Raw genomic sequence first — 22,608 nt, 5'->3', positions numbered from 1 at the left:
AATTGTATATATTTGAAAAAGACAATAAAACGAGATAAAACTGCGATTATCTACCCAATTTTGAGGGTATAGTCGCTATTGTATAGCGTTTATACACTAGTTATAAGCCATTTTATGGAAATACGTAGAAAAAATATAACATCAATAAGTTATATACAAGTTAGTGATTACTCAGAATTCAATAATTCTTTTTTACCACCAGTGGAATTTAATAACGAAGTTATTGAGTTTTTAAAAATGGTTCCAGTAGATTTACTTCAACTATCAGACTCTTTAGAATTTTTAGAATTGTGTAATCGGACTTTGAATCAAAATGGTATTGATTTTTCATTTTTTTACTCCCATAGCTTTACTTCATTAATTGACTTATTAGAAACAACTCCACAATTGACTTTAGTTTTTTTAGATTCTAAATCTGAAATTCACAAAAATATATTTGCTAAATTTAAAAATTCAGAAAAAATCTATTTTCACTTCAGAAATTTAAATGATTTCAATTTATCTGCCAAAAATATAGTTTTAAATTATCAAGATTTTGTCCAGTTATTAGTCGAAAGACAGGATTCAATATTGAAAGCGTTAGGAATAAATAATTTTATAATAAATCCTTCAGTTAACATAATCTATAAGAATTTTAATCCATTCTTTTATTTTATTCCAACTAGAAATAACTACTTTCTCCTTAATAGCATAATTGGCAATTTTGTAGTTTCATCTGATGAGTCTGTCCAAGAAATAAATAAAAAAAATGAAGCAGAAACTCAAAAGGCTGGAAAAGTCCCAAATTCTTTTGAAAGACAAAATTCCTATTTAAGCCAAATTAATAACATTGACTTTTTCCAAATGATTTCTTTAAAAAAAGGCCTAATAAAATTGGTTACTAACATTGAACCAAAAGTATCCCCATTAATTTTAATATTGCCATTTAATAATCCAGACATAAAAAGTTTATACAAAAATAATGATGTTATTGACTTAATTCAAACTGAGCAAACTGAAAACTACATTTCAAATGTTACCACAAAAAAAACTATAACAATGGCTATTGCGGGAAGTCATATTGTAAAAGAAAGGATAACTTTTCTAGATAATGTCTCTTTTTTGCATTCATCTTTTGCATTTAGTCCAGTATTAAGATTGCCAATACAAGGAAAATCTATTTATAGAGAATTATCATTTTTTAGAAGTCTTTCTTTCGCATCTCTTAGTAATCCTCTAAATCGCAAAAAATTAAGGCGCTCAATCCTACAATTTGGTAATAAACTTTCTAAAAAAGTACTTAGTCCAAATTTACAAGATACTATAAAAGAAAGAGATGGTCAAATTGTAGCAATTACAGATTTACCTATTGAATGGCTAACAATAAATAATATTCCTTTGATTTTTACACATGATGTTTGCCGTCTTCCAGAGACGTCATTACATGGATTAATGTCTATACATGCTATAAATAAAACTTTTCGATTTTCAATTACGACTGAAACCATAACTAAAACTTTAGTTATATTAGGAAATAATGAAGACCCATTCAAATTTTGGCATGACAGGGTTTATGAGTCTTCTATAAAAAATGGCTTTGCAGTTCGACACTGTTTATCTCTGAATGAAGTTAAACATTTTGTACACCTTCTGAAACCAGATATATTAATATTTGATTGTCACGGTGGAGTGGACGATGAATCCAAAACAACTTTCTTAAAAATTGGAAATGAAATTTTGGATGGTAAATTTGTAATAGAGAATGAAATTTATGCTCCAATAGTTTTTATATCAGCTTGTGGAACAGCGCCTACTTATGGAACATATAACATAATTGCAAATGCATTTTTCGAAGCTGGTAGTTTATCCGTTACTTCAACATACATTCCTATTGCAATTAATTCTGGATCTTTTCTTTACTTAAGAATTCTTGAAAAACTACCTTTTGCAATAAAACAAATTATACATAAAAATTGGCTGGAATTTATTTGTCATATAATAAGAACATCAACATTAAGTGAAACTTACTTAAATATTCAAAAGAAATATAAAATCTCTACTGATGAATTCGTAAAATCAAACTCAAAAGCATTAATGGATTCTTTAGTTTTTTCAGAAAGAAGGAAACTTTATAGTGAGCTAGACGAACATATACAAAAACTAACTTCCGATAAAAAACTCCATTACTCGGAAACTATTCCTGAATTTCTTTTATATAGCAATTTAGGAAGAGCTGATTTAATATTATTTAAAGACTGGGAAACTGCTTATATAGAAAAAAACGTCTACTAATCGAGTAGACGGCTCCGCCCCGAACGGAACGGAGTGCGCCTCTCAAATGTTTACATTCACGAAAACCAAAAAAACAATAAAAACCTGAGTACACCACCGAGCGTACGGGTCACCTACTCGGCGGTTCGCAAAGAGATGGGTTAAGTTCGATGTAAACATCGGTTAAAGATTGATAGCCACGCTGTTTTAAGCGTTTCAAAGTAATGGTAGTACTCAAAATCGGACTCTGCGCAATTGCCCACCCGCCTTTGCGAGTGCGACTAAAAGCATAGGCGTGGTCTTGGTCAATGCCCAAGCGTATAAGATTCTTTCTCTTTCGCTCGGGTTTCTTCCAATCGTGCCAAATGCAATATCGAAGTCGGTTTCTAAGCCAGCAGTCTAGATCACGTAATTTGCCCATAATACTCGTTCCTCGAAAATAGTTAACCATCCTCGCTGGATTTGCTTCGCCTATTCGCCTTTCAGGCTCGGGTCATTGATTTTTCGGATACGTTCCTCGAGACTTATCGGTGCGGTTTTGCGTGTCACTTCTTTTAAACTCTGCTTGAGTTTTGCCCAAGTGCAATTCTATATTCCGAATGCTCTCTTTTTTCTAGCTTTCTCTAACTTCTAAGACTATTGAAATATCCATAAAGATAAAGTATAAGAAATACTTTTGATTCAAAACTAGGACGGCCTTCACTTTTAAGAATACGAGTCGTAAAACCAAGCAATTCAAGCGAGATATGCTCTACGAAAGCTTCAATAAAACGAACAGGATTATCAAGAGTGATTTTATCCTCTAAACTACTTAATTGTAACTGTTGGCGGGAGATTCCAGATATGTGTTGCATACTTAAATGTACAACTTTTCCTCCTTATGTTACTCAATTTTCACTACTTTTGAAATAAAAATAAGCGGAGGTTTTTTCACAGACTGACGTTAGTGGCAAGCTTACCAAACTAAATAATAAAATAGAATTATGTTTTCTGAAAATAAAAATGTAATATTCGAAACTGAAGTTGATAGGTTTTCAAATAGATTCTGGAAAATATTTAAATCATACATTTTTTTTTACTTAATTACTATTTCAGTTCTAATATATTTCAATTACCAAAATGATAGTTTTATAACTAAATCATGTATTCTCCTCATGTTTATTTTTATGACATTTAGATGTAAAAGCGTTATAAAATGGACGAAAACAAAAATAGAACGTATTATAAAAAATGAGGAGAATTTTGAATTTCATATTTTGGAAAAAAATGTAAAAAAGAAAATTTTTATTCCTAAAAATGATTTATTAACAATTCTTAAATGGGTAGAACATAGACCGAAAGTTTTAGAGTTAACTATCCTAAATAATGGAAAAGAAGAAATGAAATTATATTCTGCAAGTAAAATAGAAATCGAACAAGAGTTGGAAAAAATATCATATATACTAAAAAAAGCCAGCCACTAACAGGCGTTTGGCAAGATTTCGAATTTTGTAGTAAATTCACGTTTACATTTCGCAAGAAATTTTATCTTTAACAGAAAATAATTAATTCTGAAGTTTGCAACATCGCCAAGCGCCGTAACATTAGCGGATAGACTACCAAAATTGCGGTAAAATATGAAAACACCAAAGAAAAGAACATTAATAAATACAAGAAACATATTCATAATCTCAATGCTTGTAATTGCGATTACAATATTTAGCGTATGGTTTTATGGAATTGGAAAACACAAAACAGTTATTGAAAACTCATTGATCTCAACTTCAATTATTTCAATAGCATTTTTTCTCTTTATCTCAATTAGTTTATTTAACGGAACTAAACTGAAAGACAATGTTGGAAAATTAACTGATAAAATAAACTCCAAAAAATTAGACTTCTTAAAAGATTTAACTCCAACAGATTATAATGGTTTAGAACTTGGAGCTAATATTGCGGAAGGTATCGGAGGAATAGTTATGAGCATAATTTTATGGATTATTGTCACAATAGTTTTAAGTTTTTTATTTTACGCTTTAGGAACGATTATTTGGTTTTCCATTTTAGTTTTTTTAGGAATGTTGTATTGGATATTTTTTAGAGCTTTAAGATTAATTTTTAAAAAATCTGCTGAATGTAGTGGAAATATTGAACTAAGTATATTTTACGGAATTGCATATACAATTTTATATATTTTTTGGATTTACGGAATAATTCTGTTGACAAAATTATATTAAAAATGAAAAAAGTCCATCCACTAACACACGTGGCTGTTGCACAACTAAAAAAAGACTAAATCTAACTTTTAATCAATTTTTACAAACAGATTAAACATTAAAAATCAGCATATTACATTTTAAATAATTTAACAAACCAGAATTTTAAGAAGGAATTTTAGTTGTGCAACAAGCACACACGCTATAAGCAATTTGGGTATTTGGCTTAATTTGAAAATGGTTTAGTATTTGGCAATTTAATGATAACCGAAAAATAAATCTATGACAATTAAGTATTTGAGATTTTTAAAAGTGGAATCCAAATATAAAAATTAAAAATAACCGTTTTGAGACAAACTGAAGTTGGTGGCAAGTTAATGCACAAATTGTAATAAACTAAACCACTATGTTCTGAAAATTCATAGATTTGGTTTTACAGACTGAAAGTCTGCGAGGTACAATATGTTCAACACAAATTAATTTGTGAGAATTAGTAAAATTTGTGTCTAATTTTTAAAAACCTGAAAGGTAAATACACTAAATTACATTGTTTTAGTTATATATCAGACAAACAAAGATTCAAAATGAAACAAATAACAACTATTTTACTTATTTTCTTTACTTTAAATTGTTTTTGTCAGTCACATTCATTTTATACAAAGCCAGACACCTTAAGTATTGCCTCAAAAATATTTGGAACAATAAGAAAAATAACTGTAAGCATTCCTAATGATTATGACAAACTAAAACAACCCAAAAATTGTATTGTTTATGTTGATGGAGATGATGATGAAATTTCAGGCACAATTTTACAAGCCACAAATAATTTGTATTTGTATGACGACATACCACAAAGTATTTTAGTGGGTATATTTCACGAAAACAGAGACCAAGAGTTACAAGAAAAAAACAAACTTTATGATTTTATTGCTAATGAAGTACTTCCAAAAATTATAGAGAAATATTCTGTAAAAAAAGAAATAACAATTGTAGGTCACTCTTTTGGAGCATATTTTGCAACTTTCTGTTTTTTAAAAAACAATAAACTTTTCAATAACTGTATTGCAATAAGCCCTTCCTATTGGCCAAACAAAAATGATATTTATACCATTGCTGAACAAGAATTAAAAAATCAAGAAAAGCTAACTGGAAATTTTTATTTAGCGATTGGTGATAAAAGATGGGATGATGTTTCTTTACGAGATGGAGTTTTTAAATTTAAAAAAATTATTGAAAGTAATAAAAATAGTTTTAGTTTTCAGTTTAATGATTTAATTGGGTTCAATCACAATTCTACGCCAACAGTTGGATTTGGATTAGGTTTAAATTTTTGCTTTGACGAATGGGAATGGGAAAGTGTTCTAGAAGACCAAAATAATAGAATAAAATCATTCCCAAATTTTTGGCGACACTATGAGTTAAAAGGTGATGCTTTAAGACATCTTAAACGAACAACTGAATCTATAGATACTTATAAAATCACAATAGAAAAATTAAATAAGGACAAAGACATTTCGTCTACTGACAGGAAAATTTCCTTAAAAAGAATAAAGGTCAAAATGAGGAGATAACCTGCCACCAACACACGTGGCTGTTGCACAACTAAAAAAAGACTAAATCTAACGTATAGTCATTTTTTTTTACAAATCACATATTAAAAATCAATATGTTACATTTTAAACAATATAACAAATCAGAATTTTAAGAAGGAATTTTAGTTGTGCAAGAAGCACACACGCTACAAGCAATTTTGGTTTTAGGCTTAATTTGAAAATGGTTTACTATTTGATACATTTGGTTTTAACCGAAAGAATACGCATCTTTAATCCCAGCCTGCATGTAGCGCGGGAACCTTGGCTGTAATTTTGAAGAACCGACACAAATCAAAAAAAGAACATAATTGAAAATGAAAAAGTACTTATTTTATTTTGCATTAACAGGTTGGACATTAGGACTTTTAGTTCATATTCTTTCACTTGTTGACATTGATGTTACAGAAAAAGTACCTTTTGTTTGGCTTTTACATATTGGAATTTTTATAGTTTGGCTTCCTGTTGTACTTGACTTGAAAAAAAATGAAGAGTTACAAGAATATCAACAATCTGGAATGTTAAATAGAATGAACCCAATTGGATTTTATAATATTATATTTAAAGAAACACCAATTTGGATGACAATTATTGCAGGAGCAGGATTTTTCTATGCGTTTATAAACTTTTTACTTTTTACTTCATCACAAGTTGGAACACCAGACATTGAGAACGGACAATTTATTTTACAGAGCCACGGTCAACTAATTAAAACAATAACTGAACAAGAATATCACCATTATAAAGCAAACGAAGTAAGAGGGTTTTCAGGACATTGGATTTTATTTTATGGAATTGCAACTGCTATTTTATATAAATTCAGTGGACTAACAAAACAAAATTAGCTAACGAGATAAAACTACTGCCAACAAATGCTAAATCTCATGGCTAATTTTTCGGTAAATTGTTCGTTTTCTTTTCATAACCTCGCTCGGTCGGTTATGAAAAAAAGATTTCCATAAGCCACAAAAATCTATAAAATAGACAGTTATAAATTATTTTAAATTGTTTCCATGAAAAATATCATAATAATATTTGTTCTACTGATTTCAATTTTTGCAAGCTCGCAGACAAAGAATGATTTCTATAAATCATTTTCTAACTCTACGAGAACTGCCCACATAATCACATTCGAAAATGATAGCATTGTAACTCTTCAAAATGTTATGAGTCATATGAGTGGCAGAATTGCTCTAAGCGGAATTTACCACAAAGTTCAAGACACAATTTATATTTCTATTCCAGAACTTGATCCTAAAAAAATGTACCACGCTAACAAATTTGGTTTGGCCTATTTATCAGGAACAAAAATCAAGTTAATCGAAACAAAAACTGAATTATTGGATTTTGAAAATGATGCGGTTTATGTGAGGGGCAAAATCTATGGCTCAAATAGGGTTCGCCGAAAAACAATAACTTTTATAAACGGTAAAAAATATCTCGTAGATGGAGGCTTAATGGATGGCTACGGAATAATAAAAAGCGAACCGAAAAAAAATGCTAAGTTTATGAAAGCCATTGAAGAAATGGTTAAAATACCGGAAGAGTACTCGACAAAAAAATATGGATTAATAGAAGGATATCAAAAATTCGGAATATTGGCAATTAAAGGTGTTATAGATTACCGAAAGAAAAACAACCGATAACAACCACAACGGATTTACTTCGTCTGTTCGGCTTGCAACCTCGGGTGGGCATTTGGCTTAATGGAAAATTGGTTTTGTATTTGGAAGATTTGCTTCGCTTGTTCGCTATGCTCGGGTGGCAAATTCGAAAATAGGGCTTAATTTAATCCCAAACCCGCTGTAGTGCCAGAACGTCAGTCTGTAAAAAAAACTAAAATCAACCTCTTGAGAATCTCATATTTGATTTTTTTTGGTAACCCTCCGAATACTTGCTAAATTTGATGAGGTTTTTTCACAAACTGACGTTATGTGAGATTCCAAAAATAAATCGTAATAATTTGAAAAGTTACCATTTTTTGGTAACTTAGCTAAAAAAATTATGGGACGAAATACTTCTATATCTCTTGGTAATCATTTCGAAAGTTTTATCGAACACAGTGTAAATAATGGAAGATTCAATAACGCAAGTGAAGTTGTCAGAGCCGGTCTTCGTCTTTTAGAAGATGAGGAAAATAAAATTATAGCTTTAAGAAAAGCGATTAATGATGGAATTGAAAGTGGACGTGCAGTAGATTTTGATGCTAAAAAACATCTTAACGTTTTAAAAGCAAGAAAAAAATCAAATGGCTAAATATTATTTAACAAATAAAGCTGTTGATGACTTAACTGAAATTTGGGATTATACAATCGAAACTTGGTCTGAAATGCAAGCTGAAAAGTATTATGATTTACTTATAGCATCATGTGATGATCTAGCAAATAATCCAAAACTTGGTAGAAACTATGATATAGTTACGAAAGGAATATTAGGTTTTAAATCAGGTGAACATATTATCTTCTACTCAATTATATCAAAGAACGAAATAGAAATCACAAGAATTCTTCATGGAATGATGGATTTAAAAAGCAGACTATAAGGGAACCTCACATAAGACACGTAGCTGTTGCGCAACTCTCTTAAAAAAGTAAAATTTCAAGATACGCATAAAAAACAACCTCGTTTAAGGATATTTAAGCGAGGTTTATTTTTGGTTTTGAGTTGTAGTCTTTAAAAAACAAGGTGCTTAAAAACAAGTATTGCAAGTCAATGAAAGCTGTTTTTGGAGAAGTTGGTACTTTTGCTTTTGTCTCACATACAACTCCGGCTTTTGTTTTTTTGGTGATAAACTTCAAGTATTTTTTGAGATTATAGGTTAAAGCTGCCATCAAAACGTGTTTGTTGGCTTGCTTGATTCCTCTTGTGTTTACACGCTTCATATTGATAAAATTGACCAAGGTTACCGCTGTATAAAGTCTATTTCAGACTTTATACAATTTAAAATCGTTTTCCAATCCATAAAAGTATCAAAAGTCTCCTAACTTTTAACAGGAAGGCATTGGTTAGGTATAAGTATAATATGTTTGAAGAGTTGTAAAAAAACTAAAGTATTAACAAAGGTGTTGAATTCTTAAGCCGTTCACGGAAAAGTCAGGAGACTTTTATTAGATTTACGGTTTTCAAGAATATTAAAAAAATACAAAACCTAAATAAAAAATGACATCTGTAGATTCAGCAATAAAATTTCTTGCTCAAAATGAAAACTCATTGGAAGACAAAGAAGCCATTCAATTTCTCGTAAAAAAAGGAATCAATAATGAAGAAGCTATCGAAATCGTAACATTTCTGCCAATTGCTTTCGTTAGAAGTTAGCTAACCACACTGAATTGGAAAGATAATTACATAGAATACCAAAATGGAAAGTACACTGAAAAAAAATTTAGTGAAACAGAATCATATATTCAAATTCTGGAAGTAGCTAAAGCTTATTTTAATGGAAATCCGACAAAAGAAACTGTAATAAAAATTGCCGGACGAAGTGCGGAATTTAATGCAATGAATAAATTGCTAATTGAAAATCCGACCGCCAAAATAGAAGACATAAATTTTAGTAAAACAGTAATAATACGTTAAAAAAGACTACCACTAGCAGTAACTACAACGGATTTAAGAATTTGGCATAATGTATAAATGGTTCTGTATTTGGCAGTTTAGTGATAACCGAAAAATAAATCTTAATTTAGAACCCAAACCCGCTGAAGTGCCAAGAAGTTAGCGGGTATTGTAAAATGACACAACACGGAAAAGTTTAATAGCAAAGAATCGTATGATAGCAATAACAGGATTTCTTAGGGGTATTAATGTCGGCGGACACCATAAAGTGCCAATGGCAGAACTTCGTGACAGACTGAATGAAGTAGGATGTATTAACGTAAGAACTTTGCTGAATACAGGAAATTTTGTATTCGATACTACACAGACGAATATTCAAGACTTAGAAAACAATATTGAAGATTTTATTTCCAAATCATTTGGTTTTCCTATACCTGTAATTTTAAAAACTAAAAAAGCAATTTCTGACTTGGTTGAGGATAATCCTTTTATGAAAACAAATACACACAGAGACATAAGACTTTATGTTTCCTTTTTAAAAGATACTCCTAAGTTAGACTTGACCATACCTTATTTATCGGCTGATAAAAGTTATAAAATAATAAGCATTAAGGACAAAACGATTTTGAGTGTTTTAGACCTTTCGACAACGAAAACCCCAAAAGGAATGGACGAATTAGAAAAGCTGTTCGGTAAAAATATAACGACAAGAAATTGGAATACAATCAAGAAAGTAAATGATATTTAATAAACAACGACCCGCTAACACGCGCTATAGCCAATAAAGGTTTCAGTGGTTTTCGAAGTGCATCACCCGCATCAATTTTCGGTGTAACTTGATAGGTAATTAGCCCGAAATCCATTATTGGCCATAGCGTCACCGTTAGCAGATATTGCAATGAGACACACCAAAACTATAACGACAATTCTATTTTTACTATTGACAATAAGTTCTTATGGGCAAATTGGTAAAAAGAAAAACTATTTCCCAATTTGGACTTTCCATCAAGACAGTATAAACATTCATGGACTTTCAATCGGACTTTGGTCATTTAACAGTGAACCAAGACATACGAACACAAACGGAATTAAGTTAGAATTAATTGGTATAGGAATTGGGATTCCATTAATACCAAGAAGCCCGATTGTTGAGACGGACAGTGCATTTATAAAATTAGAAAAAGAACCTCTGTCTGAGAGAATAAACGGACTAAATTTATCTGCGTCAGGTTCTGCTTGTCACTGTTTGACAAATGGTTTGACCGCAGGTTTTATAGGACAAATACATTTTCAAGTCAATGGAATATCGACATCTCTATTTATGAACTTCACACAGAGACATAATGGACTAATGACCGCATTATTCAATGATGCATATTATATGAATGGCCTACAAGTTGGACTTGGAAATAATGGATTTAAGACGAAAGGCGTTCAGATAGGCGGTATAGGAAATTATGCCCGAGAAATGAAAGGGGTTCAAATAGGACTTTACAACAAATCAGAAAAATTTAAAGGTATTCAAATAGGACTTTGGAATGTAAATCAAAAACGAAAACTACCTTTGATAAATTGGAATTTTAAACAAGACAATGAATGACGAAAGAAAGAACAACATATGCTAACAGCAAGAGTTTCGTTGGGTGCGTAGCACCAACAATGAAACTCGTGTTGAACGAAACCGCAATACGTCCATCCCAATGGAGTTATCGAAAAGTGTGAAAAGGAATATTTAAGAAAGCTCACTAAGCTTATTATCGATTTATCAACAAATAACTGATTTTAAACAAATTAAAACTTATTGATTTGTTTTTTACAGCACTAAAATGAGCCATATATTTATGTTGCACTATTATTTTTAAAATTTTACATTCCTATTTGAGACCTTGTATTAAGCTAATACAACTACCGAAGGTTTAGTTCAACAGCGGTTTGCAAAAATTGGGGTTTTGGTCTTGACTTTACACTTTGTTTTGTACTTTAGTGGTCAGTGATTTACTAAAAGTTTAAGCTAACCAAATCTCCAACTTCTGCAAGCCACGAGACGCTAACTACAAGCGTATGAAAAAACCGCAAATAATCATATTTTTAATTTTATTCACGCTTCCTTTATTCTCTCAAACAAAAGAAATAAAAGGAGATACTATTTATTGGTATAAAAGTAATATTAAATTACAAAAAACTTTAGACTTAAAGAATTTTGAAAAATCTTCTGATGAATTTAATTTTAGATATAGAGATCACGGTCAAGTAATTGAAATTTCAAAAAATGATAATGAATTTTATGGAACAATAACAAATTTTATTTATCATACAAGAAAAGCAAAAAACAATAAAACAGAAACTTTATCAAGTAAAATTATTTTACCCGCTAAACAAGTTGAAAACATTTATAATATTGTTCAAAACTCAAAAATTTTAGAATTACCATCGGACAAGAACATAGAAAATTGGGATCAAGGAATAGACGGAATAACATATATTATTGAACATTCCGATAAGAAAAGCTATTGGTTAAAAAACTACTGGACACCATCTTCTCAAGGCTCAATCCCAGAAGCAATTATTGTTTTAGATTTAGTAAAAAATCTGTCTGAAACACTAAATCTAAAAGAAGAATATTCATCATTTAAAAATACATTACCAAAATATGGCTGTTATAATTCTGGAGGAAATGTAAATATGTGTTATCTTTCTAACTCTTTAGAATTAGGTTATAGTGGAGCATATAAATTACCATTAGGTTTTTATTCTTCATATTCTGCAATATATTTGGGGAAGTCAAAAATAAATGGAAGCACTTCTCTACAATATAACTTTAATAATGAGGGATTTCATCATTTGAATTTACAATTAGCCAAATGGAATATTTTTTACAAAAAATCAAACTTATCAGATTATCTCGCATACAATTATCAGAATAGAATTCTCAATATTGATAACAAAAAAAACAAATTTGAAAATCATCAAATAAAATATGGTTTAAATCTAAAAAAGAATATAGGAATTGGTATTGGATTAGACTATTTAAGTAGAAATTATGAAAAAATTGGAGGTCAACTTTTTGTAAATAAATGGTTTTCAAAATCCAATATAAGTGCGACAATTAGTACTTCAATATTTGAAAATCAGATAAATTACAAAACCGAAATATTTAAATCGGTTAATTTAAATCAGAGATTTATAATTAATAGAATCTCTATCGGAATAGCATATGAAAATTTTATGAACTATAAAGATTTGTACTTTAATGTTCGAATATTAATCTAAAAAAACGCCAGCAGTTAATCGAGTAGACGGCTCCGCAAGAAACAGATGGAGTGCGCCTCTCAAATGTTTACATTCACGAAAACCAAAAAAACAATAAAAACCTCAGTACACCACCGAGCGTACGGGTCATCCCGCAAGCTTTCGGGACAGGCTGTACTCGGCGATTCGCAAAGTGATGGATTGAGTTCCATGTAAATCTCCAACATCGATTGATAGCCTTTCTTCTTAAGTCGCTGTAGGGCAATTGTAGTGCTTAGAATCGGACTCTGGGCGATTCGCCAGCCTCCTTTTCTGGTTCAGCTCTAAGCATAAGCATGGCCTTTGTCAATCCCTAATCGCATCAGGTTTTTCCTTTTGCGCTCGGGCTTTTTCCAGTCCGTCCAAATGCAGTAACGCAGTCGGTTGCGCAACCATCCGTCGATATCTCGTAACTTTCCTTGAATACTCGTTCCTCGAAAATAGTTTAACCATCCCCGCTGAATCTCATTGATTTTTCGGATACGTTCCTCGAGACTTATCGGTGCGGTTTTGCGTGTCACTTCTTTTAAACTCTGCTTGAGTTTTGCCCAAGCGTTGTCCCCTACCGTGAGTTGACCCGAGCCGATAGGCGAACTGGCGAAGCATACCTGCCTTTTACCCCTTTTTGATAGGTCGATGCAAACGAAAATCCCAATATCGTGAACTGAATCGGCTTTCTAATTCCGCTCTTTTCCATATTTATGGTCAATTTCAGCTTGTCTCTCAGAAATAGAAAGATTGTGTTACCAATCGTTTTGGCTTGGGTTTTGGATTCAATATAGACTAAGTGTTGGTCGATTTTCTTTTGATAAAATTGGCTTTCTCACTATTGTGCGCCCGACTTTTGGTGCCATCAATAGCAATGGTTTCCCCAGCGATCAGCTCAGCATCTTTAAGAAACGAAACAAACAACTTGAACATTTTTTTTAATCCCGATGGATTATTTTTTCTAAAATCAGAAATACTGTGATAATTGGGTACAATGCCGCACAAAACCCATTGCAATTCTATATTGCGAATACTCTCTTTTTCTAGCTTTCTCGAACTTCTAAGACCATTGAGATATCCATAAAGATAAAGTATAAGAAATACTTTTGATTCAAAACTAGGACGCCTTCACTTTTAAGAATACGAGTCGTAAAACCAAGCAATTCAAGCGAGATATGCTCTACGAAAGCTTTAATAAAACGAACAGGATTATCAACAGTAATTTTATCTTCTAAACTACTTAATTGTAACTGTTGGCGGGAGATTCCCGATATGTGTTGTATACTTAAACATACAATTTTTCCTCCTTATCTAACTCAATTTTGACTACTTTTGATAAACAATAAGCGGAAGTTTTTTCACAGACTGACGTTAGCAGCAATTTTAAAAAACTATCATCTTTATGAGAAATTACAAAGCATTAATGTTTTTGTTTTTCATTTTAAGCTGTAAAAACAACAGCAAAAATATTATTATTGAACAAAATTCTGAAATCAAAAAAGTTATTGAATGTGTTATTATGGACGACAGCTTGAATATCTTAAGGAGCGATTCAATACCTATACCTTTGTCTAAAGAACTAAATAAACTGAAAGTTTATAGATTAAAAATGACAAATAACAAAAGACCGCCTAAACCAGAAAAGGGTATATATCTAGAAGATTTATTCTATTATCGCTTAGACAATAAGTTTATTCCTGAAAAAGATTCTTTATACCTTTTGAATCAAAACGAAAGTGTGAAAACATATGTGATTGAAAATACTTTTCAGAAAAAAATCAACTTGACAACATTTAAAGAACAAAAAGATAAACGCAAAGCGAATAAAAATGCTGAATTCGTGTATTTAACCTTTCCAATATTTTCTTCAGACAACGCTAAAGCTTACCTAGAAATTGTAAACGTGTGCTTTGGAGATTGTGGCTCGGGGCAAGCTGTATATTTAGAAAAAAAGAATGGAAAATGGCAAATTGTTTATGAGCATCAATTGTGGGTTGGATAATCTAAAAAAAACAGCTACTAACAGCAACTCCTATGTAAAGCATCATAAAGTAATTCACAACTTTTGAGGGGGATTTCAGGACGCTACAGCAGAATCAAGAATATAAAACAAAATTAAATCAAAAAAGAAATTGTGATTTGAAAACTAACTACAAAAGAACGTATGAAAACAATGCTTTTAATCTCCCTATTTGTAATCACATTTCTCAAAATTGATTGCCAAAATAAAGTCCTAATTGGAAAATATAAAGTCGAGTTTTACGATAATTATGAACAAGGTTATATTATAACTTTTAGGGAAAATAACTATTACAAAACCAATTTAAAAGGCGAAACTATTGGAAAAGGTGAAATAACTAAACACTTAAGAGAAAACGGAGAAGGAATTATTCATTTGAAAGATTACTCGATATATATTCCTGCAGGTAAAATAGATAATGTTGAACATAAAAGTTTTTCTACATATTATACAGAATTATTGTTTGACGGAAAAGATACTATTCAATTTGGAATTCACCACGAGAATAGTGATCCTCATTTCGCATATAAAAGTGGAAGAATTATAAAAATAAAACAATAACCAGCAACCAATCGAGTAAACGGCTCCGCCAGAAACAGACGGAGTGCGCCTCTCAAATGTTTACATTCACGAAAACCAAAAAAACAATAAAAACCTCAGTACAACACCGAGCGTACGGGTCATACCGCAAGCTTTCGGGACAGGCTGTACTCGGCGATTCGCAAAGTGATGGGTTAAGTTCGATGTAAATCTCCAACATCGATTGATAGCCTTTCTTCTTAAGTCGCTGTAGGGCAATTGTAGTGCTTAGAATCGGACTCTGGGCGATTCGCCAGCCTCCTTTTCTGGTTCAGCTCTAAGCATAAGCATGGCCTTTGTCAATCCCTAATCGCATCAGGTTTTTCCTTTTTCGCTCGGGCTTTTTCCAGTCCGTCCAAATGCAGTAACGCAGTCGGTTGAGCAACCATCAGTCAATATCTCGCAACTTTCCTTGAATACTCGTCCCTCGAAAATAGTTTAACCATCCTCGCTGGATTTGCTTCGCCTATTCGCCTTTCAGGCTCGGGTCATTGATTTTTCGGATACGTTCCTCGAGACTTATCGGTGCGGTTTTGCGTGTCACTTCTTTTAAACTCTGCTTGAGTTTTGCCCAAGTGCAATTCTATACTGCGAATGCTCTCTTTTCTAGCTTTCTCTAACTTCTAAGGCCATTGAGATATCCATAAAGATAAAGTTTAAGAAATACTTTTGATTCAAAACTAGGACGGCCTTCACTTTTAAGAATACGAGTCATAAAACCAAGTAATTCAAGCGAGATATGCTCTACGAAAGCTTCAATAAAACGAACAGGATTATCAAGAGTAATTTTATCCTCTAAACTACTTAATTGTAACTGTTGGCGGGAGATTCCAGATATGTGTTCAATACTTAAATATACAACTTTTCCTCCTTATGTAACTCAATTTTGACTACTTTTGATAAACAATAAGCGGAGGTTTTTTCACAGACTGACGTTACCAGTAATTTTAGAAAACCGACAATGCAGAAATTTGAGTTGACAATTTTCAGACAATCGAGAGTTTTACTTGGACTCTTTTTGACACCGGTTACATTAATTGGGTTGCTCATTTTGGGTGCTGAATTAAACAGTATTTTAATAGGACTATTTCTTTTTGTAGTTTATCTTTTGACAATTTATTACTTTGTTGTTGGACACTTAACAATTACTATTGACAATGGGCAATTAAAATTCGACTGGACAAGAAAACTCATATTTAACTATGACGACATTGCGCCAATAAACATTGCGGACATTAAAACTATTGTAATTGACAGCGGACTATTATTACGGAAAATAGCAACTGTTGACACGACAATAAAAATTAACAATGCAAAAGTTCAACAAAAAGAAGCTCACAAATTTATTTATGAACTTGTTAATTTGACAAAGGAAAACAATGTTAGAGAAATAGACAGTTGGGACGAATGGGCTGACAAAGGTTATATAAAAACAGCTTACAAAATCAACACTATTATACTTGTTTTAGCGACAGTTCTTGTGACATTTTTTATAATTAAAAAGGGTTTTAATTCACGACATTTATTTTTGGTATTACTATTAATACCTCAATTGTTTTTATATGGACAACAAATGAAACAGAAAATAAAGAATGACAAAAAATAGAAAAACTACTGGTAACTGCTTGGCAATAGGCGGGGGTTCGTCTCCTCTTGATAGTTTTGTGGTTAATCAAAATTTGGTTCTCCGCATCAACATTTATGGTAAAAAAAACGCCCATTGCCAATCTGCAAATCGTTATAGGCAATTCTACAGAACTTTACGGTTAAAATTTAAATATGAAAAAGCATTACAAATATTTTTTGTTTTTATTATTAATGTTGTCTTTTGGATGTCATTATAATAGCGCAAATATTATAATAAGAAATGAAACAAATAAAAAGATTTGGTATTCTACTTTAGCTAAAGATATTGACAACACTTTTTATGACATTTCTGGTGGTGGTCAAATAGATTCTCACGGCTCTGATTCACCACCAGTTAGAGGAAGTTCGGAAGGTTTCAGAACTGACGTAAATAGTTATCCTGACAAATCAATTTACATAGCTTTTTATCCTGAAGAAATTTTTGAATCTGTAAACAAAAATATAGATTCCACCATAAAGGCAGGGAAAATAAAAGTAATTAAGTTCTCGAAAAAAGAACTGGACAGTTTAAATTGGACAATTATATACACTGAGAAATAACAAGAACTGCCTATAACAGCTACTCCTATGTAAAGCATCGTAAAGTTATTCACAACTTTTGAGGAAAGTGGAAATTACTAAAAGCAAGAAAATTAACATCAAATAAAATGATAAAAGGACTTTATGAAACTCATTTGTACGTTGAAAATTTAGAAATCTCAATTGACTTCTATAAAAACATTCTTGGACTTGATTATTGTTATTCAGAAAAAGAAAGAAGAGTTGCTTTTTTTTGGATTGGAAAAACTAAAGAGGCAATGTTAGGAATTTGGGAAAAACCAAAAGAACAAATCGACAAACGTCATTTTGCGTTTAAATGTGAAACTGATTTTATACTTAATGAATCCTTTGAATTCTTAAAATCACATAACTTAAAACCTAGAAATTTTTTAAGCAACGGAAAAGAAGAGCCAATGGTTTTTGCTTGGGTTCCAGCAATTTCGATTTATTTTGAAGATCCAGATGGTCATTCATTAGAATTTATATCAGTTTTGGAAGGAGAATCAAAACCAGAAAATGGAATTATAACTTATGAGAAATGGCTGGAACTTGAAAATAAATAAAAGTCCGAACCGCTAACAGGCAAGATTGCTAATTTTGTAGTAAATACAAGTTTACATTTCGCAAGAAATTTTATCTTTAACAGAAAATAACCGGTTCAGAGTCTCGAAACCTCGCTATGCGCGGGAACGTAAAACTGTCTAAAAACTTAAATCAAAACTCTAAAATTCCATATTTTGAGATTTTTAAAAGATAAGAATCCAAATGTAAAAATTAAAAACGGAGGTTTTGAGACAAACTGACGTTAGCAGAAATATTAAGAAAAAATATGCTAAGAAAAATAACACTAGTTTTTATAATGTTACAATTAACATTACTAAATGGTTTCTCCCAAAATAGAAAACAACTATCCAAAAAGGGTTATGTAAAACAAAAAGAGTACTTTGTTGAAATACCTTTTAAATATGTAAACAAACATATTTTTATCGAAGTGATGATTTCAGAAAAGAAATACAATTTTCTTTTTGATACAGGATGTGAAATCACTACAATTGATCCAAAAATCTCGAATGAAATAAATTATAAATTTATAAAAGAAATTAGTTTATCTGGAAGTTCTATTGCCAACCAAAAAGTAAACTTAGTTGAATTACCAAATATTTCTATATCAAATTTAATTTTCGAGGAAACTTATGGAATGATGCAAGATTTATCATACATAAAAGAAAATAAAGAAAGTAATAAAGTAAATGGAGTAATAGGAAACAATTTAATGAGAAAATCTAGATGGCAAATTGATTATGTTAAAAAGGTTATTCGCATTAGCAACAAAATTGATCAATTTAAAAACATACCAACTGCAAAAAAAATTGAACTCAACAAAAAAGATTGGGGGCTTGGCTATGTGGATATTGAACTTAACAATCAAAAACATAAATTTATCTTTGACTTGGGTTCTAGTGGTGAACTTACCGCAAACCATTCTTTTGTAAAATTTCTAAAACAAAAAGATACCCTATTGCAACAAGAAAAACAGACCTTTCCAGTAGGAAAAATCAAAGTAGGAGAAATTGAATTAGATGATAAGTCAATAACCTTAGAGAAAAATGCTTCCTCACTACTAGGAAATGCCTTTTTCGAAAATTATCTAGTAACAATTGATTGGGATAAAAACATCTTGTATTTGAATCAAAATACAAACTAAAAAATTATGAAAATTCTTTTAGCTGTAGCGCGCAACTACTTCTTTTAAAATAATTTCTCATCAACCACAAAATTCAAAAATTGGGTTACCTTAAAAATAAGTTATTGAAGTCATAAAAGGTAATTTTTTCAAAAGCCTAGTCAATTATAAAATAAAAACACTGTTCTTTTTCATAAATTTGCGCCATCAATCCAAACAAAAAACTTGCATCATGTTTCAAAAAACGACACTTTTATTGGTCTTTGTAGCACTTGCGTCTTGTAATAACAACGCGAATAAAAATGAAAAAATCAAAGCTTCGCAATGGTTATTAGGCACATGGACCCAGCAATCTGAAAAAGGAATTTTAGAAGAAACATGGGAATCTGTAAACGACAGCACTTTTGAAGGCACTTCGTATTTCATAAAAGGAAAAGACACTTTGCACAACGAAACAATTGTGTTGCAACAAAAAGGAGAGAACCTAATCTATAAAGCTACTGTAATAGGCGAAAACAATGACGAAGCCGTATCGTTTCCCCTCACCTCCACCACCGAAAAAAACTTGGTATTCGAAAATCCAAAACACGATTACCCACAAAAAATCAATTATAAATTAGCCGATACCAATACATTAATTGCAAAAATTTCTGGAAAACAAGCGGGAAAAGTTACCTCAGAAAGCTATACCCTCAAAAAGGTAAAATAATACACACCCATTACTCTTTTACACCTCGATTCTAAAAAATCGAGGTTTTTTTATCCGTAAAACACTATCATTTAAACGGATAGAAAGTTGTTTTTATTTTTATTTTTATTTATTCTAAATAAATTTTGTTTATATAATAAAGACTTTTACATTTGCTTTATTATTTTAATTAAATCTAAATAAGACAAGAGAAATGTTTCCTATTATAAATAATATTAAGTCCAATACAACAATCTTCTATTTGATATTAGTCTTTTGTTCTTTACATATTTATGGTCAAAAATCAACTACAGGTGTAATAATTGATCAAACTTCAACTCCAATAGTAGATGCTACAATAGAGATCATTGAATTAAATATCGCTACAAAGACAGATGAAGATGGTAAATTTAGTATAGAATTACCTTCTGGAGAGTGGACTTTAAAAATAACTCATTTTGGGTATGAGAATCATTCATACAAAATAAATACCAATAGTAAACAAAATATACAAATTCAATTAAAAAAGCGCACCAATCAATTGGCAGAAGTAGCTATTAAAGGGAAAACAGCCGCAAAAAGACAAAAAGAGACTGGTTTTAATATAGAGATTATAAACACCAAAGAATTACAAAATTTAACATTAGATGCCAATCAAGTACTCAAAACCAAATCTGGAATAAACATAAGAGAATCAGGCGGATTGGGTTCTGGTTTTAATTTATCATTAAATGGTCTATCTGGGAATCAAATACGATATTTCATAGACGGTGTCCCTATGGAAAACTATGGTTCATCATTGACCTTAAATAATTACCCAATCCTTTTATTAGAATCTATTGAAGTTTACAAAGGCGTTGTACCTATTAATTTTGGAGGTGATGCTTTAGCTGGAGTGATTAATATGAAAACTGAAAATAAAAAAGAATCCTTTTTAGATGCTTCTTATAGCTATGGTTCATTTAATACAAGTAGGTTCGCCCTTAGTTCTAAATATTATAACAAAGAAAATCAGTACTATTTTAAACTAAACTCTTTTTATAATTATTCAGACAATAATTTTAAAACCGATAATGTTCCTGTATTTGATGCTTTAGGAAACATTACTGGTACTGCATCTGTTAAACGATTTCATGATCAATACAAATCAGCAATGTTATCAGGTGAATTTGGATTGGTAGACAAGTCTTTTGCGGACATACTTAGTTTTAAACTTACTTATGCCCAAAACAAAAAAAACCTACAACATCCTGAGTTTAATATATTAAGACCCTTTGGTGCGTTTAATACGAGAAATAACACCTATTTATTTTCTGCTAATTATAAAAAAGCATTTCAAAAATTAAGAATTAATGCAAATTTAGTTGGAGGTAGGGTTCAAGAAATAATAGACGATACTAGTGATAAAAGATACAACTGGTTGAATGAAGTAATTGAAACAAGAGATCCAGATGATTTCAAAGGAGAACTTTTTGAAAGAAGATCATTGTTTACATTACAAGATATACTATTTAATTCTCAAGTTTATATAAAATATCCATTTAATAAAAACCATGACTTATCTGTTAATGTGGTTCATAATTATTTAAAAAGAAAAGGAAATGATGCAGTAGACGAATTAAATAGGGCTTTCAAAACACCAAGTACTCTTCAAAAATATATAACAAGTATTGCCTATACATTTAAGGATAATAATGAAAAAATTGATTTTTCAGCATTTGCAAAAAGATATCAATTATTAGCGTCAATATCTTTGAATGATCCTTTGGACAATGTAGATGCAATCATTCTTTCTGAGCCAAATTATTCTAAGATAGGCTATGGTGCGTCTTTAGCACTGCATCCTTTTCGTTTCTTAACCACAAAACTATCTTACGAAAAAGCATACAGACTACCTGAATCTTATGAAATATTAGGAAATGGTGTTAGTCAGAGTCCTAATATTAGATTAAAACCCGAAACTAGCGATAATTTTAATATTGGGGTTATCATACAAAAAAACATTTCGAATGTGGAATTAGAATATGAATCAAATATATTTTTAAGAAAATCAACTGATTTTATTCGTTTTTCACCACAAGGTCCTTTCGGAAATTATGAAAATTTACAAGACGTTTTGAGTAGAGGAATCGAAAACAGTATTAGCATTGATTATAAAAAGATAGCTAAACTTTCTACCAATGTTACATATCAAAATATTACAGAAGAAAATCAATTTAATGAAGGTGTTTTAAATAGTAATTACAAAGGAAAAGTAGCTAATATTCCAACATTTTTTATGAATATCAATCTATCGGTAAAACCTTTTTATAAAAAATTTGACAACAGATGTACACTATATTGGAGTACATATTTTGGAGATGATTTTTACTTAGCAGAAGAAAATGGTGGTGCTTCAGGAGAAAAAAACACCATCCCTTCTCAATTGACGCATAGATTCGATCTAGAATATATTTTTAAAAATAAAAAATTTAGTATTTCTGGTTCTGTCACAAATCTAACAGATGCAAAAGTTTACGACAACTTTAGAATTCAAAACCCCGGAAGAGCAGCATACATAAAATTACGCTATTCCATTAAATAAC

General features: G+C 30.8%; 25 protein-coding genes and 2 pseudogenes. 20 read left to right on the top strand and 7 right to left on the bottom strand.

Annotated features, from left to right (window positions below; all coding sequences use genetic code 11):
- Positions 1-114: 114 nt before the first annotated feature.
- Positions 115-2,271 carry a hypothetical protein gene (locus WFZ86_RS13665; RefSeq protein ID WP_342692444.1) on the top strand — a complete coding sequence of 719 codons (2,157 nt, stop codon included), beginning with the start codon at positions 115-117 and terminating at the stop codon, positions 2,269-2,271.
- Between the two features lie 109 nt (positions 2,272-2,380).
- On the opposite strand, the gene WFZ86_RS20415 is transcribed toward WFZ86_RS13665, so the two are convergent.
- Positions 2,381-2,671 (bottom strand): hypothetical protein, encoded by a 291-nt coding sequence (locus tag WFZ86_RS20415; RefSeq protein ID WP_425402877.1) that lies wholly within the window; start codon positions 2,669-2,671, stop codon positions 2,381-2,383.
- A 202-nt stretch (positions 2,672-2,873) separates the two neighbouring features.
- Entirely contained in the window at positions 2,874-3,104 is a 231-nt protein-coding gene (locus WFZ86_RS13655) for a transposase (RefSeq protein ID WP_342692443.1), read from the bottom strand.
- Between the two features lie 300 nt (positions 3,105-3,404).
- Between WFZ86_RS13655 and WFZ86_RS13650 the strand changes: the two genes are divergently transcribed.
- From WFZ86_RS13650 to WFZ86_RS13620, 7 genes are all read left to right on the top strand, one after another.
- On the top strand, positions 3,405-3,713 hold the full coding sequence (locus WFZ86_RS13650) for a hypothetical protein (RefSeq protein WP_342692442.1): 309 nt from the start codon (positions 3,405-3,407) through the stop codon (positions 3,711-3,713).
- A gap of 153 nt (positions 3,714-3,866) precedes the next feature.
- Positions 3,867-4,466, top strand: coding sequence for a hypothetical protein (locus WFZ86_RS13645; protein ID WP_342692441.1), 600 nt, complete (start codon positions 3,867-3,869; stop codon positions 4,464-4,466).
- Positions 4,467-5,029: 563 nt separating this feature from the next.
- Positions 5,030-6,016: an alpha/beta hydrolase gene (locus tag WFZ86_RS13640; protein ID WP_342692440.1), complete on the top strand. Its 987-nt coding sequence runs from the start codon at positions 5,030-5,032 to the stop codon at positions 6,014-6,016.
- Positions 6,017-6,351: 335 nt separating this feature from the next.
- Positions 6,352-6,879, top strand: coding sequence for a hypothetical protein (locus WFZ86_RS13635; protein ID WP_342692439.1), 528 nt, complete (start codon positions 6,352-6,354; stop codon positions 6,877-6,879).
- Positions 6,880-7,047: 168 nt separating this feature from the next.
- Positions 7,048-7,680 carry a hypothetical protein gene (locus WFZ86_RS13630; RefSeq protein WP_342692438.1) on the top strand — a complete coding sequence of 211 codons (633 nt, stop codon included), beginning with the start codon at positions 7,048-7,050 and terminating at the stop codon, positions 7,678-7,680.
- 358 nt (positions 7,681-8,038) lie between these two features.
- Positions 8,039-8,290 (top strand): type II toxin-antitoxin system ParD family antitoxin, encoded by a 252-nt coding sequence (locus WFZ86_RS13625; protein WP_342692437.1) that lies wholly within the window; start codon positions 8,039-8,041, stop codon positions 8,288-8,290.
- The gene (locus WFZ86_RS13620; RefSeq protein ID WP_342692436.1) at positions 8,283-8,576 is read left to right on the top strand and encodes a type II toxin-antitoxin system RelE/ParE family toxin; all 294 of its coding nucleotides are present in this window, start codon (positions 8,283-8,285) and stop codon (positions 8,574-8,576) included. Before WFZ86_RS13625 ends, WFZ86_RS13620 begins: the two co-directional genes overlap by 8 nt.
- A 235-nt stretch (positions 8,577-8,811) precedes the next feature.
- On the opposite strand, the pseudogene WFZ86_RS20410 reads toward WFZ86_RS13620, so the two are convergent.
- Positions 8,812-8,937 (bottom strand): annotated as a pseudogene (locus WFZ86_RS20410) (transposase); the annotation flags it as partial.
- Between the two features lie 256 nt (positions 8,938-9,193).
- Here WFZ86_RS20410 and WFZ86_RS13610 point away from each other — a divergent pair.
- From WFZ86_RS13610 to WFZ86_RS13595, 4 genes are all read left to right on the top strand, one after another.
- Positions 9,194-9,349, top strand: coding sequence for a hypothetical protein (locus tag WFZ86_RS13610; protein WP_342692434.1), 156 nt, complete (start codon positions 9,194-9,196; stop codon positions 9,347-9,349).
- 454 nt (positions 9,350-9,803) lie between these two features.
- Positions 9,804-10,337, top strand: coding sequence for a DUF1697 domain-containing protein (locus tag WFZ86_RS13605; RefSeq protein WP_342692433.1), 534 nt, complete (start codon positions 9,804-9,806; stop codon positions 10,335-10,337).
- 150 nt (positions 10,338-10,487) lie between these two features.
- Positions 10,488-11,189 carry an LA_2272 family surface repeat-containing protein gene (locus tag WFZ86_RS13600; RefSeq protein WP_342692432.1) on the top strand — a complete coding sequence of 234 codons (702 nt, stop codon included), beginning with the start codon at positions 10,488-10,490 and terminating at the stop codon, positions 11,187-11,189.
- Positions 11,190-11,650: 461 nt separating this feature from the next.
- Positions 11,651-12,859: a hypothetical protein gene (locus WFZ86_RS13595; RefSeq protein WP_342692431.1), complete on the top strand. Its 1,209-nt coding sequence runs from the start codon at positions 11,651-11,653 to the stop codon at positions 12,857-12,859.
- A 302-nt stretch (positions 12,860-13,161) separates the two neighbouring features.
- On the opposite strand, the gene WFZ86_RS13590 is transcribed toward WFZ86_RS13595, so the two are convergent.
- From WFZ86_RS13590 to WFZ86_RS20490, 3 genes and pseudogenes are all read right to left on the bottom strand, one after another.
- Positions 13,162-13,398: a group II intron maturase-specific domain-containing protein gene (locus WFZ86_RS13590; RefSeq protein WP_342692430.1), complete on the bottom strand. Its 237-nt coding sequence runs from the start codon at positions 13,396-13,398 to the stop codon at positions 13,162-13,164.
- 262 nt (positions 13,399-13,660) lie between these two features.
- Positions 13,661-13,870, bottom strand: coding sequence for a transposase (locus WFZ86_RS13585; RefSeq protein ID WP_483788276.1), 210 nt, complete (start codon positions 13,868-13,870; stop codon positions 13,661-13,663).
- 12 nt (positions 13,871-13,882) lie between these two features.
- Positions 13,883-13,960, bottom strand: a pseudogene (locus tag WFZ86_RS20490) (hypothetical protein); the annotation flags it as partial.
- A gap of 307 nt (positions 13,961-14,267) precedes the next feature.
- Here WFZ86_RS20490 and WFZ86_RS13580 point away from each other — a divergent pair.
- Together WFZ86_RS13580 and WFZ86_RS13575 are read left to right on the top strand one after the other, a co-directional pair.
- The gene (locus WFZ86_RS13580; RefSeq protein ID WP_342692429.1) at positions 14,268-14,867 is read left to right on the top strand and encodes a hypothetical protein; all 600 of its coding nucleotides are present in this window, start codon (positions 14,268-14,270) and stop codon (positions 14,865-14,867) included.
- 162 nt (positions 14,868-15,029) lie between these two features.
- Positions 15,030-15,446: a hypothetical protein gene (locus WFZ86_RS13575; protein ID WP_342692428.1), complete on the top strand. Its 417-nt coding sequence runs from the start codon at positions 15,030-15,032 to the stop codon at positions 15,444-15,446.
- A 634-nt stretch (positions 15,447-16,080) separates the two neighbouring features.
- Here the strand turns inward: WFZ86_RS13575 and WFZ86_RS20485 are convergent.
- Positions 16,081-16,224, bottom strand: a complete 144-nt coding sequence (locus tag WFZ86_RS20485; protein WP_483788277.1) for a hypothetical protein — start codon at positions 16,222-16,224, stop codon at positions 16,081-16,083.
- A gap of 291 nt (positions 16,225-16,515) precedes the next feature.
- Here WFZ86_RS20485 and WFZ86_RS13570 point away from each other — a divergent pair, with 291 nt between their 5' ends.
- The 6 genes from WFZ86_RS13570 to WFZ86_RS13545 all read left to right on the top strand — a co-directional run bounded on the left by WFZ86_RS13570 (position 16,516) and on the right by WFZ86_RS13545 (position 22,607).
- Positions 16,516-17,070 (top strand): hypothetical protein, encoded by a 555-nt coding sequence (locus tag WFZ86_RS13570; RefSeq protein WP_342692427.1) that lies wholly within the window; start codon positions 16,516-16,518, stop codon positions 17,068-17,070.
- 173 nt (positions 17,071-17,243) lie between these two features.
- Entirely contained in the window at positions 17,244-17,651 is a 408-nt protein-coding gene (locus WFZ86_RS13565; protein WP_342692426.1) for a hypothetical protein, read from the top strand.
- Positions 17,652-17,758: 107 nt separating this feature from the next.
- Positions 17,759-18,214 carry a VOC family protein gene (locus WFZ86_RS13560; RefSeq protein WP_342692425.1) on the top strand — a complete coding sequence of 152 codons (456 nt, stop codon included), beginning with the start codon at positions 17,759-17,761 and terminating at the stop codon, positions 18,212-18,214.
- A gap of 296 nt (positions 18,215-18,510) precedes the next feature.
- The gene (locus WFZ86_RS13555) at positions 18,511-19,356 is read left to right on the top strand and encodes a retropepsin-like aspartic protease (RefSeq protein WP_342692424.1); all 846 of its coding nucleotides are present in this window, start codon (positions 18,511-18,513) and stop codon (positions 19,354-19,356) included.
- 211 nt (positions 19,357-19,567) lie between these two features.
- Positions 19,568-20,044, top strand: a complete 477-nt coding sequence (locus WFZ86_RS13550) for a DUF6265 family protein (protein WP_342692423.1) — start codon at positions 19,568-19,570, stop codon at positions 20,042-20,044.
- A gap of 193 nt (positions 20,045-20,237) precedes the next feature.
- On the top strand, positions 20,238-22,607 hold the full coding sequence (locus tag WFZ86_RS13545) for a TonB-dependent receptor (protein WP_342692422.1): 2,370 nt from the start codon (positions 20,238-20,240) through the stop codon (positions 22,605-22,607).
- The last annotated feature ends 1 nt before the right edge of the window (position 22,608 follow it).

Source organism: Flavobacterium polysaccharolyticum, assembly GCF_038739875.1.
GTDB lineage: Bacteria > Bacteroidota > Bacteroidia > Flavobacteriales > Flavobacteriaceae > Flavobacterium > Flavobacterium polysaccharolyticum.
Note: the sequence above shows the minus strand (reverse complement) of the source record. Positions and strands in the feature narration are given on the sequence as shown.

What these genes read in the sequence shown, in the direction of transcription:
- WFZ86_RS13610 (WP_342692434.1), top strand. Translation starts at nt 9,194, where the DNA reads ATGACATCTGTAGATTCAGCAATAAAATTTCTTGCTCAAAATGAAAAC.
- WFZ86_RS13655 (WP_342692443.1), bottom strand. Translation starts at nt 3,104, where the DNA reads ATGCAACACATATCTGGAATCTCCCGCCAACAGTTACAATTAAGTAGT.
- WFZ86_RS13595 (WP_342692431.1), top strand. Translation starts at nt 11,651, where the DNA reads ATGAAAAAACCGCAAATAATCATATTTTTAATTTTATTCACGCTTCCT.
- WFZ86_RS13600 (WP_342692432.1), top strand. Translation starts at nt 10,488, where the DNA reads ATGAGACACACCAAAACTATAACGACAATTCTATTTTTACTATTGACA.
- WFZ86_RS13640 (WP_342692440.1), top strand. Translation starts at nt 5,030, where the DNA reads ATGAAACAAATAACAACTATTTTACTTATTTTCTTTACTTTAAATTGT.
- WFZ86_RS13635 (WP_342692439.1), top strand. Translation starts at nt 6,352, where the DNA reads ATGAAAAAGTACTTATTTTATTTTGCATTAACAGGTTGGACATTAGGA.
- WFZ86_RS13605 (WP_342692433.1), top strand. Translation starts at nt 9,804, where the DNA reads ATGATAGCAATAACAGGATTTCTTAGGGGTATTAATGTCGGCGGACAC.
- WFZ86_RS20415 (WP_425402877.1), bottom strand. Translation starts at nt 2,671, where the DNA reads ATGGGCAAATTACGTGATCTAGACTGCTGGCTTAGAAACCGACTTCGA.
- WFZ86_RS13665 (WP_342692444.1), top strand. Translation starts at nt 115, where the DNA reads ATGGAAATACGTAGAAAAAATATAACATCAATAAGTTATATACAAGTT.
- WFZ86_RS13550 (WP_342692423.1), top strand. Translation starts at nt 19,568, where the DNA reads ATGTTTCAAAAAACGACACTTTTATTGGTCTTTGTAGCACTTGCGTCT.
- WFZ86_RS13555 (WP_342692424.1), top strand. Translation starts at nt 18,511, where the DNA reads ATGTTACAATTAACATTACTAAATGGTTTCTCCCAAAATAGAAAACAA.
- WFZ86_RS13650 (WP_342692442.1), top strand. Translation starts at nt 3,405, where the DNA reads ATGTTTATTTTTATGACATTTAGATGTAAAAGCGTTATAAAATGGACG.
- WFZ86_RS13560 (WP_342692425.1), top strand. Translation starts at nt 17,759, where the DNA reads ATGATAAAAGGACTTTATGAAACTCATTTGTACGTTGAAAATTTAGAA.
- WFZ86_RS13620 (WP_342692436.1), top strand. Translation starts at nt 8,283, where the DNA reads ATGGCTAAATATTATTTAACAAATAAAGCTGTTGATGACTTAACTGAA.
- WFZ86_RS13565 (WP_342692426.1), top strand. Translation starts at nt 17,244, where the DNA reads ATGAAAAAGCATTACAAATATTTTTTGTTTTTATTATTAATGTTGTCT.
- WFZ86_RS13645 (WP_342692441.1), top strand. Translation starts at nt 3,867, where the DNA reads ATGAAAACACCAAAGAAAAGAACATTAATAAATACAAGAAACATATTC.
- WFZ86_RS13545 (WP_342692422.1), top strand. Translation starts at nt 20,238, where the DNA reads ATGTTTCCTATTATAAATAATATTAAGTCCAATACAACAATCTTCTAT.
- WFZ86_RS13580 (WP_342692429.1), top strand. Translation starts at nt 14,268, where the DNA reads ATGAGAAATTACAAAGCATTAATGTTTTTGTTTTTCATTTTAAGCTGT.
- WFZ86_RS13630 (WP_342692438.1), top strand. Translation starts at nt 7,048, where the DNA reads ATGAAAAATATCATAATAATATTTGTTCTACTGATTTCAATTTTTGCA.
- WFZ86_RS13625 (WP_342692437.1), top strand. Translation starts at nt 8,039, where the DNA reads ATGGGACGAAATACTTCTATATCTCTTGGTAATCATTTCGAAAGTTTT.
- WFZ86_RS13575 (WP_342692428.1), top strand. Translation starts at nt 15,030, where the DNA reads ATGAAAACAATGCTTTTAATCTCCCTATTTGTAATCACATTTCTCAAA.